Here is a 13,925-nt window from a genome sequence, read left to right on the forward strand (position 1 = left end):
CGGTACGCCTTAGTTATAAACTTTTCCCTTCTGCTGACATAATTGGCACTTTATTGTGTCAACTCCAGTTCCGGTACGAATACGGATATGTTTACTTCTCGATAAACCATCCTGCTCCTGTCAGTATAACTACTGATGGCTACGTTCTGCGTAATGTTTAGAGACGCATTGATAATGTTATTTAATTACTGAGAACAATGGCCGCATCATTTAAAAAGAAAAAACTAACAGTGTTTCGGTCTGATATGGATCAGAGTTGAAAAACATGTCTGATATAAAATTGAACATTGTTGATAATTGTTTATATTGGTTGTGAACTTGGATTTCTGGATGACAGTATTCAACAAATTTGTTAGAAGTTTTAAATCTCATTGGTTGTTGTATCTTTGTGTTATTGTTTTTGGTATTACGAACTTAGTCGCCTCTTCCGGAGCGCATATGGTTCAGCGATTGCTGTTCTTCGTTCTGACCATCCTGGTTGTTAAACGTATATCATCCCTTCCGCTTCGCCTGCTTGTTGCCGCACCATTTGTGTTACTGACAGCGGCAGACATGAGTATTAGCCTCTATTCATGGTGTACCTTTGGTACAACTTTCAATGATGGATTTGCGATTAGTGTGCTGCAGAGTGATCCGGATGAAGTTGTCAAAATGCTGGGGATGTATATCCCTTATCTATGTGCTTTTGCCTTTTTATCCCTTCTTTTTTTGGCAGTAATAATAAAATATGATGTTTCCTTGCCGACGAAAAAAGTGACAGGAATATTATTGCTGATTGTCATTTCGGGCAGTTTATTTTCCGCTTGTCAATTTGCTTATAAAGATGCAAAAAATAAAAAAGCGTTCAGTCCATATATACTAGCGTCGCGATTTGCTACCTATACGCCGTTTTTCAATCTCAATTATTTTGCTTTAGCAGCGAAAGAGCATCAAAGATTACTCTCAATTGCAAACACGGTGCCATATTTTCAATTATCAGTCAGGGATACAGGTATTGATACCTACGTGTTGATTGTGGGGGAGTCTGTACGTGTCGACAATATGTCTTTGTATGGATACACACGCTCTACGACACCGCAAGTCGAAGCACAAAGAAAACAGATCAAACTGTTTAATCAAGCAATAAGCGGTGCACCTTACACTGCGCTGTCGGTTCCCCTTTCTTTAACTGCTGATTCTGTTTTGAGTCATGACATTCATAATTACCCGGACAACATTATTAATATGGCTAATCAAGCAGGATTTCAGACTTTCTGGCTAAGCTCGCAATCCGCTTTTCGGCAGAATGGTACAGCAGTTACCAGTATCGCCATGCGCGCCATGGAAACAGTCTATGTCAGAGGATTTGATGAATTGTTGTTGCCGCATTTATCGCAAGCGTTACAGCAAAAGACGCAGCAAAAGAAACTGATTGTTCTTCATTTAAATGGAAGCCATGAACCGGCTTGTAGCGCCTATCCGCAATCCAGCGCCGTGTTTCAACCGCAGGACGATCAGGATGCCTGCTATGACAACTCCATTCATTACACAGATAGTTTGCTAGGTCAGATTTTTGAATTATTAAAAGATCGCCGCGCCTCGGTCATGTATTTTGCCGACCACGGCCTGGAACGCGACCCTACGAAGAAGAACGTCTATTTTCATGGAGGCAGGGAGGCCAGCCAGCAGGCATATCATGTCCCGATGTTTATCTGGTATAGCCCCGTTCTTGGGGATGGCGTTGATCGTACAACGGAAAACGATATCTTTTCCACTGCGTACAATAATTACCTTATTAATGCGTGGATGGGGGTAACAAAGCCGGAACAGCCGAAAACGCTGGAGGAAGTGATTGCACACTATAAAGGAGACTCACGGGTTGTGGATGCAAACCATGATGTTTTCGATTATGTGATGCTCAGAAAGGAGTTTACAGAGGATAAGCAAGGTAACCCCACCCCTGAAGGGCAGGGTTGATGTCGAATTACTGGCCTTTATTTTCCAGATTCTCCACCTGCGGCACGCCTGAAGCGGCAGAGGAGGAGAGGAGGCCAGTTTTGGCATAACCGAAAAGTTTCTCGCGGGTATCGGTGATATCCAGGTTACGCATGGTCAATTGACCGATACGATCATCTGGCGAGAACACCGAGTCGCCTTTTTCCATCGTCAGACGCTCTGGCTTGTAGGTCAGGTTCTCTGAGACGGTATTCAGGATTGAATAATCGTTCCCGCGGCGCAGCTCCAGAGTAACTTCACCAGTGATCTGGCTGGCAACCCAGCGTTGCAGAGAGTCCCGCAGCATCAGCGCCTGGGAGTCAAACCAACGTCCCTGGTACAGCAGACGGCCCAACTGACGACCATGCGCGTGATACTGCTCAATGGTGTCTTCGTTGTGAATACCGGTCAACAAACGTTCATACGCAATGTGCAGCAGTGCCATCCCAGGGGCTTCATAAATGCCGCGGCTTTTTGCTTCGATGATACGGTTTTCAATCTGGTCGCTCATGCCCAGGCCGTGACGACCGCCGATGCGGTTAGCTTCCAGCATCATTTCTACGTCGTCGCTAAAGGTTTTACCGTTCAGCGCCACCGGATGACCTTGCTCAAAGCGTACTGTGACTTCTTCTGCCGGGATTTTCACGCTCTCATCCCAAAACTTCACGCCCATAATTGGATTGACGATTTTGACGCTGGAGTTGAGGTATTCCAGATCCTTCGCTTCATGCGTTGCACCAAGCATGTTGGAGTCCGTGGAGTAGGCTTTTTCGACAGACATTTTGTAGTCGAAACCGCAGGCAATCATAAATTCAGACATCTCATGACGGCCGCCCAGTTCATCAATAAAGTCAGTATCAAGCCACGGTTTGTAAATCTGCAGTTCAGCATTGGTCAGCAGACCGTAACGATAGAAACGTTCGATATCGTTTCCTTTATAGGTGCTACCGTCACCCCAGATATTCACGCCATCTTCTTTCATGGCAGCAACCAGCATGGTACCAGTCACGGCGCGGCCCAGCGGCGTCGTGTTGAAATAGGTCAGGCCGCCGGTGGTGTTATGAAATGCGCCACACTGAATAGCGGCAATACCTTCGGCCACCAGTTGTTTGCGGCAGTCGATCAGACGTGCGTTCTCCGCGCCGTATTCCATGGCACGACGAGGGATCGCATCATAATCCTCTTCGTCTGGCTGGCCCAGATTTGCAGTATATGCATAAGGAACCGCTCCCTTTTGTCGCATCCACAGCAGTGCGGCACTGGTGTCCAGACCGCCGGAAAAAGCGATACCAATACGTTGACCTACCGGGAGATGCTTGAGAATCGTCGTCATAAAATAACACCCTGCTTAATTAACTGATGATGAGCCTGGATTTCCGCTCTCACTGAATTTTTATGCAAAATAAATGAGTTTTCATTTAATCATCTTTTATCGGAGACAGGAAGAGTTTAGTGTGTTTTTTGTAAAATAATGCGCTTAAGGGAGAGCAGGAGAAGGCAAAAGTATTCAACAAATGAAAGTGAACCGGATATTCATTCACGTGATTAGCAATAAACGTTGACAAAATGTGGCATGGATCACTATAATGCCTGCAGATTTTACGTCCCGTCTCGGTACACCAAATCCCAGCAGTATTTGCATTTTTTACCCAAAACGAGTAGAATTTGCCACGTTTCAGGCGCGGGGTGGAGCAGCCTGGTAGCTCGTCGGGCTCATAACCCGAAGGTCGTCGGTTCAAATCCGGCCCCCGCAACCACTTTCCCTTAGAGTCCTTTTTCAAATATACTGTGAAGACTTCGGCCTTCGTAGTGGGATTTGAAAAAATCCTTCTGGAAAGTGCTCCAGACCGCAGTTGCGGTTATAGGGTTCAGTTATATAAAGCCCCGATTTATCGGGGTTTTTTGTTATCTGACTACAGAATAACTGGGCTTTAGGCCCTTTTTTTATGTCTTGGGGGTGGGCTTGTCCACATTAGAGCAAAAATTAACAGAGATGATTACTGCGCCAGTTGAGGCCCTGGGTTTTGAACTGGTTGGCATCGAATTTATTCGCGGTCGCACATCCACACTGCGCATCTATATTGATAGTGAAGATGGCATCAATGTTGATGATTGTGCTGATGTGAGCCACCAGGTAAGTGCTGTGCTGGATGTTGAAGATCCCATCACCGTTGCTTATAACCTGGAAGTCTCCTCACCGGGTCTCGATCGCCCACTGTTCACGGCTGAACACTACGCCCGTTTCGTCGGAGAAGAGGTGACTCTGGTTCTCCGCATGGCGGTACAAAACCGTCGTAAATGGCAGGGCGTTATCAAAGCGGTAGACGGTGAAATGATCACAGTTACCGTCGAAGGTAAAGATGAAGTGTTCGCGCTGAGTAATATCCAGAAGGCGAACCTGGTTCCCCACTTTTAATAGTCTGGATGAGGTGAAAAGCCCGCGATGAACAAAGAAATTTTGGCTGTAGTTGAAGCCGTATCCAATGAAAAGGCGCTACCTCGCGAGAAGATTTTCGAAGCATTGGAAAGCGCGCTGGCGACAGCAACAAAGAAAAAATATGAACAAGAGATCGACGTCCGCGTACAGATCGATCGCAAAAGCGGTGATTTTGACACCTTCCGTCGCTGGTTAGTTGTTGATGAAGTCACCCAGCCGACCAAGGAAATCACCCTTGAAGCCGCACGTTATGAAGATGAAAGCCTGAATCTGGGCGATTACGTTGAAGATCAGATTGAGTCTGTTACCTTTGACCGTATCACCACCCAGACGGCAAAACAGGTTATCGTGCAGAAAGTGCGTGAAGCCGAACGTGCGATGGTGGTTGATCAGTTCCGTGAACATGAAGGTGAAATCATCACCGGCGTGGTGAAAAAAGTAAACCGCGACAACATCTCTCTGGATCTGGGCAACAACGCTGAAGCCGTGATCCTGCGCGAAGATATGCTGCCGCGTGAAAACTTCCGCCCTGGCGACCGTGTTCGTGGCGTGCTCTATTCCGTTCGCCCGGAAGCGCGTGGTGCGCAATTGTTCGTCACTCGTTCCAAGCCGGAAATGCTGATCGAACTGTTCCGTATTGAAGTGCCAGAAATCGGCGAAGAAGTGATTGAAATTAAAGCAGCGGCTCGCGACCCGGGTTCTCGTGCGAAAATCGCGGTGAAAACCAACGATAAACGTATCGATCCGGTAGGTGCTTGCGTAGGTATGCGTGGCGCACGTGTTCAGGCGGTTTCTACTGAACTGGGCGGCGAGCGTATCGATATCGTCCTGTGGGATGATAACCCGGCGCAGTTCGTGATTAACGCAATGGCACCGGCAGACGTTGCTTCTATCGTGGTGGATGAAGATAAACACACCATGGATATCGCCGTTGAAGCCGGTAACCTGGCGCAGGCGATTGGCCGTAATGGTCAGAACGTGCGTCTGGCTTCGCAGCTGAGCGGTTGGGAACTCAACGTGATGACCGTTGACGACCTGCAGGCTAAGCATCAGGCGGAAGCGCACGCAGCGATCGACACCTTCACCAAATATCTCGACATCGACGAAGACTTCGCGACTGTTCTGGTAGAAGAAGGCTTCTCGACGCTGGAAGAACTGGCCTATGTGCCGATGAAAGAGCTGTTGGAAATCGAAGGCCTTGATGAGCCGACCGTTGAAGCACTGCGCGAGCGTGCTAAAAATGCACTGGCCACCATTGCACAGGCCCAGGAAGAAAGCCTCGGTGATAACAAACCGGCTGACGATCTGCTGAACCTTGAAGGGATAGATCGTGATTTGGCATTCAAACTGGCCGCCCGTGGCGTTTGTACGCTGGAAGATCTCGCCGAACAGGGCATTGATGATCTGGCTGATATCGAAGGGTTGACCGACGAAAAAGCCGGAGCACTGATTATGGCTGCCCGTAATATTTGCTGGTTCGGTGACGAAGCGTAATAAACTGTAGCAGGAAGGAACAGCATGACAGATGTAACGATTAAAACGCTGGCCGCAGAGCGACAGACCTCCGTGGAACGCCTGGTACAGCAATTTGCTGATGCAGGTATCCGGAAGTCTGCTGACGACTCTGTGTCCGCACAAGAGAAACAGACTTTGATTGACCACCTGAATCAGAAAAATTCAGGCCCGGACAAATTGACGCTGCAACGTAAAACACGCAGCACCCTTAACATTCCTGGTACCGGTGGAAAAAGCAAATCGGTACAAATCGAAGTCCGCAAGAAACGCACCTTTGTGAAACGCGATCCGCAAGAGGCTGAACGCCTTGCTGCGGAAGAGCAAGCGCAGCGTGAAGCGGAAGAGCAAGCCCGTCGTGAGGCAGAAGAATCGGCCAAACGTGAGGCGCAACAAAAAGCTGAACGTGAGGCCGCAGAACAAGCTAAGCGTGAAGCTGCTGAACAAGCGAAACGTGAAGCTGCGGAAAAAGACAAAGTGAGCAATCAACAAGACGATATGACTAAAAACGCCCAGGCTGAAAAAGCCCGCCGTGAGCAGGAAGCTGCAGAGCTCAAGCGTAAAGCCGAAGAAGAAGCGCGTCGTAAACTCGAAGAAGAAGCACGTCGCGTTGCTGAAGAAGCACGTCGTATGGCGGAAGAAAACAAATGGACTGATAACGCGGAACCGACTGAAGATTCCAGCGATTATCACGTCACTACTTCTCAACATGCTCGCCAGGCAGAAGACGAAAGCGATCGTGAAGTCGAAGGCGGCCGTGGCCGTGGTCGTAACGCGAAAGCTGCGCGTCCGAAGAAAGGCAACAAACACGCTGAATCAAAAGCTGATCGTGAAGAAGCACGCGCAGCAGTACGTGGCGGTAAAGGCGGAAAACGTAAAGGTTCTTCGCTGCAGCAAGGCTTCCAGAAGCCTGCTCAGGCCGTTAACCGTGACGTTGTGATCGGCGAAACCATCACCGTTGGCGAACTGGCGAACAAGATGGCTGTTAAAGGCTCTCAGGTCATCAAAGCGATGATGAAACTGGGCGCAATGGCAACCATCAACCAGGTTATCGATCAGGAAACCGCACAGCTGGTTGCTGAAGAGATGGGCCACAAAGTTATCCTGCGTCGTGAAAACGAGCTGGAAGAAGCGGTAATGAGCGACCGTGACACGGGGGCAGCGGCGGAACCGCGCGCGCCGGTTGTGACCATCATGGGTCACGTTGACCACGGTAAAACCTCTCTGCTGGACTACATTCGTTCAACGAAAGTGGCCTCTGGCGAAGCGGGCGGCATTACCCAGCACATTGGTGCATACCACGTTGAAACTGAAAACGGCATGATCACCTTCCTGGACACCCCGGGGCACGCCGCGTTTACTTCAATGCGTGCTCGTGGTGCGCAGGCAACGGACATCGTAGTCCTGGTTGTTGCTGCCGACGACGGCGTAATGCCGCAGACCATCGAAGCAATCCAGCACGCGAAAGCGGCGCAGGTTCCGGTGGTGGTTGCAGTGAACAAGATCGATAAACCAGAAGCCGATCCGGATCGCGTTAAGAACGAACTCTCCCAGTACGGCATCCTGCCGGAAGAGTGGGGCGGTGAAAGCCAGTTCGTACATGTGTCTGCGAAAGCGGGTACTGGTATCGATGAGCTGCTGGACGCTATCCTGCTGCAGGCGGAAGTTCTGGAACTGAAAGCGGTACGTAAAGGCATGGCGAGCGGTGCGGTTATCGAATCCTTCCTCGATAAAGGTCGTGGTCCGGTTGCTACCGTTCTGGTACGTGAAGGTACTCTGCACAAGGGCGATATCGTTCTGTGTGGCTTCGAATACGGTCGTGTTCGTGCGATGCGTAACGAACTGGGTCAGGAAGTGCTGGAAGCGGGTCCGTCCATTCCGGTGGAAATCCTCGGCCTGTCCGGCGTTCCGGCTGCGGGTGATGAAGTTACCGTTGTACGTGACGAGAAGAAAGCGCGTGAAGTTGCACTCTATCGTCAGGGTAAATTCCGCGAAGTTAAACTGGCGCGTCAGCAGAAATCTAAACTCGAGAACATGTTCGCCAACATGACCGAAGGCGAAGTTCACGAAGTGAATATCGTCCTGAAGGCAGACGTACAGGGTTCTGTGGAAGCTATCTCCGACTCCTTGCTGAAACTGTCTACTGACGAAGTTAAAGTGAAGATCATCGGTTCTGGCGTAGGTGGTATCACCGAAACCGACGCTACCCTGGCTGCGGCGTCCAACGCCATCCTGGTTGGCTTCAACGTACGTGCTGATGCCTCTGCACGTAAAGTGATTGAAGCGGAAAGCCTGGATCTGCGTTACTACTCCGTCATCTATAACCTGATCGACGAAGTGAAAGCGGCAATGAGCGGTATGCTGTCTCCGGAACTGAAACAACAGATTATCGGTCTGGCGGAAGTTCGTGACGTATTCAAATCACCGAAATTTGGTGCCATCGCAGGTTGTATGGTTACCGAAGGTGTGGTTAAACGTCACAACCCGATCCGCGTTCTGCGCGACAACGTGGTTATCTACGAAGGCGAGCTGGAGTCCCTGCGCCGCTTCAAAGATGACGTTAACGAAGTCCGTAACGGTATGGAATGTGGTATCGGCGTTAAGAACTACAACGACGTCCGCACTGGCGATGTGATCGAAGTATTCGAAATCATCGAAATCCAACGTACCATCGCTTAAGGTTGTCTGGGTTGTAGGCCGGATAAGGCTTTTACGCCGCATCCGGCAGCCGTTGCCTGATGCGGCGCTCGCGCGTCTTATCAGGCCTACACAGCCCTTTCCACCTGAGATTAATTTTAAAAGGGGCTATGGCCCCTTTTTTGTCAGGAGAATTTATTATGGCGAAAGAATTTGGTCGCCCGCAGCGCGTAGCGCAGGAAATGCAAAAAGAGATCGCTCTCATCCTGCAGCGTGAAATTAAAGATCCTCGTCTGGGCATGATGACCACCGTTTCCGGTGTCGAAATGTCTCGCGACCTGGCGTATGCCAAAGTATATGTAACGTTCCTCAACGACAAAGATGAAGACGCGGTTAAAGCGGGCATCAAAGCGTTGCAGGAAGCTTCTGGTTTCATCCGCAGCCTGCTGGGGAAAGCGATGCGCCTGCGTATCGTGCCGGAACTGACCTTCTTCTACGACAACTCGCTAGTTGAAGGGATGCGCATGTCAAACCTGGTGACCAGCGTGGTCAAACATGACGAAGAACGTCGTGTTAACCCGGACGACAGCAAGGAGGACTAATGAGTCGTCCTCGTCGTCGCGGTCGCGACATTAACGGCGTTTTGTTGCTGGATAAACCGCAGGGTATGTCCAGCAATGATGCGCTGCAAAAAGTGAAACGGATTTATAACGCCAACCGTGCCGGGCATACCGGTGCGCTGGACCCGCTGGCAACTGGCATGTTGCCAATTTGCCTCGGGGAAGCGACGAAGTTTTCCCAGTATCTGCTGGACTCCGACAAACGCTATCGGGTGATTGCGCGTCTTGGACAGCGTACCGATACGTCTGACGCCGATGGACAAATCGTTGAAGAACGTCCGGTAACCTTTGACACAGAGCAACTGGCGGCGGCACTGGATACTTTCCGTGGCGATATCGAACAGATCCCATCGATGTATTCAGCACTGAAATACCAGGGCAAAAAACTGTACGAATATGCGCGTCAGGGCATTGAAGTTCCGCGTGAAGCACGCCCGATTACCGTTTATGAATTGCTGTTTATTCGCCATGAAGGCAATGAACTGGAGCTGGAAGTTCATTGCTCTAAAGGGACCTATATCCGCACCATCATTGATGACCTGGGTGAAAAACTCGGTTGTGGCGCGCATGTTATTTACCTGCGTCGTCTGGCGGTAAGTAAATATCCGGTTGAACGGATGGTGACCCTGGAACATCTGCGTGAACTGGTTGAACAAGCCGAACAGCAGGATATTCCAGCCGCGGAGTTACTTGATCCATTACTGATGCCAATGGACAGTCCAGCTTCGGACTACCCGGTGGTGAATCTTCCGTTAACGTCTTCTGTTTACTTCAAAAATGGTAACCCGGTTCGTACATCCGGTGCGCCGCTGGAAGGACTGGTTCGCGTTACAGAAGGTGAGAACGGCAAGTTTATCGGTATGGGCGAAATTGACGATGAAGGCCGCGTCGCGCCTCGTCGCCTGGTGGTTGAATACCCGGCGTAATGTTAACCGTCTTGCGATAACAGGTCGCTACGAGTAGAATACTGCCGCTTAACGTCGCGTAAATTGTTTAACACTTTGCGTAACGTACACTGGGATCGCTGAATTAGAGATCGGCGTCCTTTCATTCTATATACTTTGGAGTTTTAAAATGTCTCTAAGTACTGAAGCAACAGCTAAAATCGTTTCTGAGTTTGGTCGTGACGCAAACGACACCGGTTCTACCGAAGTTCAGGTAGCACTGCTGACTGCACAGATCAACCACCTGCAGGGCCACTTTGCAGAGCACAAAAAAGATCACCACAGCCGTCGTGGTCTGCTGCGCATGGTTTCTCAGCGTCGTAAACTGCTCGACTACCTGAAACGTAAAGACGTAGCACGTTACACCCAGCTCATCGAGCGCCTGGGTCTGCGTCGCTAATTCTTGCGAGTTTCAGAAAAGGGGGCCTGAGAGGCCCCTTTTTTCAAGCTGACGGCAGCAATTCACTGGAAACTAATGTATTGTTGCTATGAATGATCTTCCGTTGCAGAGGTTCGCGCGGCTAATGAGAGGCTTTACCCACATTGGGCTGGGTTAGGGTTGTCATTAGTCGCGAGGATGCGCAGAAGATCGGGTATTAACACCAGTGCCGTAAGGTACTGTCTAAGAAAGAGAAAGGATATTACATTGCTTAATCCGATCGTTCGTAAATTCCAGTACGGCCAACACACCGTGACTCTGGAAACCGGCATGATGGCTCGTCAGGCTACTGCCGCTGTTATGGTTAGCATGGATGACACCGCGGTATTCGTTACCGTTGTTGGACAGAAAAAAGCCAAACCAGGTCAGGACTTCTTCCCACTGACCGTTAACTATCAGGAGCGTACCTACGCTGCTGGTCGTATCCCGGGTAGCTTCTTCCGTCGTGAAGGCCGCCCAAGCGAAGGCGAAACCCTGATCGCGCGTCTGATTGACCGCCCGATTCGCCCGCTGTTCCCGGAAGGCTTCGTCAACGAAGTTCAGGTTATCGCCACCGTGGTTTCTGTTAACCCGCAGGTTAACCCGGATATCGTCGCGATGATTGGTGCTTCCGCAGCACTGTCTCTGTCTGGTATTCCGTTCAATGGTCCGATTGGTGCTGCCCGCGTAGGTTACATCAATGACCAGTACGTACTGAACCCGACTCAGGACGAGCTGAAAGAGAGCAAACTGGATCTGGTTGTTGCCGGTACTGAAGCCGCTGTACTGATGGTTGAATCTGAAGCTGAACTGCTGAGCGAAGACCAGATGCTGGGCGCAGTAGTGTTCGGTCATGAACAACAGCAGGTTGTTATTCAGAACATCAATGAACTGGTGAAAGAAGCCGGTAAACCGCGTTGGGACTGGCAGCCGGAGCCGGTAAACGAAGCGCTGAACGCGCGCGTTGCTGCACTGGCTGAAGCTCGTCTGAGCGATGCTTACCGCATCACCGACAAACAAGAGCGTTATGCGCAGGTTGATGTCATCAAATCTGAAACCATCGCGACGCTGCTTGCTGAAGATGAAACCCTGGACGAAAACGAACTGGGTGAAATTCTGCACGCTATCGAGAAAAACGTTGTTCGTAGCCGCGTACTGGCAGGCGAACCGCGTATCGACGGTCGTGAAAAAGATATGATTCGTGGTCTGGATGTGCGTACTGGCGTGCTGCCGCGTACTCACGGTTCTGCGCTGTTCACCCGTGGTGAAACCCAGGCGCTGGTTACCGCAACGCTGGGTACTGCACGTGACGCGCAGGTTCTTGATGAACTGATGGGCGAACGTACTGACACCTTCCTGTTCCACTACAACTTCCCTCCGTACTCCGTAGGCGAAACCGGCATGGTCGGTTCTCCGAAACGTCGTGAAATTGGTCACGGTCGTCTGGCGAAGCGCGGTGTGCTGGCAGTCATGCCGGATATGGACAAATTCCCGTACACCGTACGTGTGGTGTCTGAAATCACCGAATCCAACGGTTCTTCTTCTATGGCTTCCGTGTGCGGCGCGTCCCTGGCGCTGATGGACGCAGGTGTGCCAATCAAAGCTGCTGTTGCGGGTATCGCAATGGGTCTGGTGAAAGAAGGCGACAACTACGTTGTACTGTCTGACATTTTGGGCGACGAAGATCACCTGGGCGATATGGACTTCAAAGTTGCGGGTTCCCGCGACGGTATCTCTGCACTGCAGATGGATATCAAAATTGAAGGTATCACCAAAGAGATCATGCAGGTTGCGCTGAATCAGGCTAAAGGTGCGCGTCTGCATATCCTGGGCGTAATGGAACAGGCAATCAACGCGCCACGTGGCGATATCTCTGAGTTCGCTCCGCGTATCCATACCATCAAGATCAACCCGGACAAGATCAAAGACGTTATCGGTAAAGGCGGCTCTGTTATCCGTGCCCTGACCGAAGAAACTGGCACCACCATCGAAATCGAAGATGACGGTACTGTGAAGATCGCAGCGACCGACGGCGAGAAAGCGAAACATGCTATTCGTCGTATCGAAGAGATCACTGCAGAAATCGAAGTGGGCCGCGTCTACAATGGTAAAGTGACCCGTATCGTTGACTTTGGCGCATTTGTTGCCATCGGCGGCGGTAAAGAAGGTCTGGTACACATCTCTCAGATCGCTGACAAACGCGTTGAGAAAGTGACCGATTACCTGCAGATGGGTCAGGAAGTACCGGTGAAAGTTCTGGAAGTTGATCGCCAGGGCCGTATCCGTCTGAGCATTAAAGAAGCGACTGAGCAGTCTCAACCTGCTGCAGCACCGGAAGCTCCGGCTGCTGAACAGGGCGAGTAAGGTTGCCATTTGCCCTCCGCTGCGGCGGGGGGCTTTTAACCGGGCAGGACGCCTTGTTAGCAACCGGGAACAGGACGTTCATTCAACCGTGGTCTTCGGGAGTGGGAAATGAAGCCTTTTTTGCGCTGGTGTTTCGTTGCGACAGCACTTACGCTTGCAGGATGCAGTAATACTTCCTGGCGTAAAAGTGAAGTCCTCGCGGTACCATTGCAACCGACTTTACAGCAGGAAGTGATTCTGGCACGTATGGAACAAATCCTTGCCAGTCGGGCTTTAACCGATGACGAACGCGCACAGCTTTTATATGAGCGCGGAGTGTTGTATGATAGTCTCGGTCTGAGGGCATTAGCGCGTAACGATTTTTCGCAAGCGCTGGCAATCCGACCGGATATGCCTGAAGTATTCAATTACTTAGGCATATATTTAACGCAGGCAGGCAATTTTGATGCTGCCTATGAAGCGTTTGATTCTGTACTTGAGCTTGATCCAACTTACAACTACGCGCACTTGAATCGCGGGATCGCATTATATTACGGCGGTCGTGACAAGTTAGCGCAAGATGATCTGCTGGCGTTTTATCAAGACGATCCCAATGATCCTTTCCGTAGTCTGTGGCTTTATCTCGCCGAGCAGAAGCTCGATGAGAAGCAGGCTAAAGAAGTGTTGAAACAGCACTTCGAAAAATCGGATAAGGAACAGTGGGGATGGAACATTGTCGAGTTCTACCTGGGCAACATTAGCGAACAAACGTTAATGGAAAGGCTCAAGGCGGACGCAACGGATAACACCTCGCTCGCTGAGCATCTCAGTGAAACCAACTTCTATTTAGGTAAGTACTACCTAAGTCTGGGGGATTTGGACAGCGCCACGGCACTGTTCAAACTGGCGGTTGCCAACAACGTTCATAACTTTGTTGAGCACCGATACGCATTGTTGGAATTATCGCTCCTGGGCCAGGACCAAGATGACCTGGCAGAATCGGACCAGCAATAGCTGACGTACACATCAGCCCGTAATCT

The 13,925-nt window shown here is 50.4% G+C and carries 10 protein-coding genes and 1 tRNA gene; 10 read left to right on the forward strand and 1 reads right to left on the reverse strand.

All coding sequences use genetic code 11. From position 1 onward, the window contains the following. The first annotated feature begins 330 nt into the window (after nt 1-330). The gene (locus tag ACJHWK_RS04145; RefSeq protein ID WP_001445829.1) at nt 331-1,956 is read left to right on the forward strand and encodes a phosphoethanolamine transferase; all 1,626 of its coding nucleotides are present in this window, start codon (nt 331-333) and stop codon (nt 1,954-1,956) included. A 7-nt stretch (nt 1,957-1,963) separates the two neighbouring features. Here the strand turns inward: ACJHWK_RS04145 and argG are convergent, their stop codons facing one another. Further along, complete coding sequence (argG, locus tag ACJHWK_RS04150; protein WP_000207680.1) at nt 1,964-3,307, reverse strand: argininosuccinate synthase; 1,344 nt, start codon at nt 3,305-3,307, stop codon at nt 1,964-1,966. Nucleotides 3,308-3,654: 347 nt separating this feature from the next. Here argG and ACJHWK_RS04155 point away from each other — a divergent pair. The 9 genes from ACJHWK_RS04155 to nlpI all read left to right on the forward strand — a co-directional run bounded on the left by ACJHWK_RS04155 (nt 3,655) and on the right by nlpI (nt 13,899). Continuing rightward, nucleotides 3,655-3,731 (forward strand) — tRNA-Met (locus ACJHWK_RS04155). 206 nt (nt 3,732-3,937) lie between these two features. Further along, nucleotides 3,938-4,390, forward strand: a complete 453-nt coding sequence (gene rimP / locus ACJHWK_RS04160; RefSeq protein ID WP_001300397.1) for a ribosome maturation factor RimP — start codon at nt 3,938-3,940, stop codon at nt 4,388-4,390. Between the two features lie 27 nt (nt 4,391-4,417). After that, complete coding sequence (gene nusA / locus ACJHWK_RS04165; protein WP_001031055.1) at nt 4,418-5,905, forward strand: transcription termination factor NusA; 1,488 nt, start codon at nt 4,418-4,420, stop codon at nt 5,903-5,905. Between the two features lie 24 nt (nt 5,906-5,929). Further along, a complete protein-coding gene (infB, locus tag ACJHWK_RS04170) occupies nt 5,930-8,602 on the forward strand; it encodes a translation initiation factor IF-2 (protein WP_000133044.1) in 2,673 nt (890 codons plus the stop codon). Nucleotides 8,603-8,760: 158 nt separating this feature from the next. After that, nucleotides 8,761-9,162, forward strand: a complete 402-nt coding sequence (gene rbfA / locus ACJHWK_RS04175; RefSeq protein WP_001040205.1) for a 30S ribosome-binding factor RbfA — start codon at nt 8,761-8,763, stop codon at nt 9,160-9,162. Then, the gene (gene truB / locus ACJHWK_RS04180; RefSeq protein ID WP_001521393.1) at nt 9,162-10,106 is read left to right on the forward strand and encodes a tRNA pseudouridine(55) synthase TruB; all 945 of its coding nucleotides are present in this window, start codon (nt 9,162-9,164) and stop codon (nt 10,104-10,106) included. Before rbfA ends, truB begins: the two co-directional genes overlap by 1 nt. A gap of 148 nt (nt 10,107-10,254) precedes the next feature. After that, entirely contained in the window at nt 10,255-10,524 is a 270-nt protein-coding gene (rpsO, locus tag ACJHWK_RS04185) for a 30S ribosomal protein S15 (protein ID WP_000059466.1), read from the forward strand. Nucleotides 10,525-10,770: 246 nt separating this feature from the next. Further along, entirely contained in the window at nt 10,771-12,906 is a 2,136-nt protein-coding gene (pnp, locus tag ACJHWK_RS04190; protein ID WP_001298330.1) for a polyribonucleotide nucleotidyltransferase, read from the forward strand. Nucleotides 12,907-13,014: 108 nt separating this feature from the next. Further along, the gene (nlpI, locus tag ACJHWK_RS04195) at nt 13,015-13,899 is read left to right on the forward strand and encodes a lipoprotein NlpI (protein ID WP_000802080.1); all 885 of its coding nucleotides are present in this window, start codon (nt 13,015-13,017) and stop codon (nt 13,897-13,899) included. Nucleotides 13,900-13,925: the final 26 nt, after the last annotated feature.

Source organism: Escherichia sp. WS547, assembly GCF_046486065.1.
In the GTDB taxonomy this organism is placed as follows: domain Bacteria; phylum Pseudomonadota; class Gammaproteobacteria; order Enterobacterales; family Enterobacteriaceae; genus Escherichia; species Escherichia coli.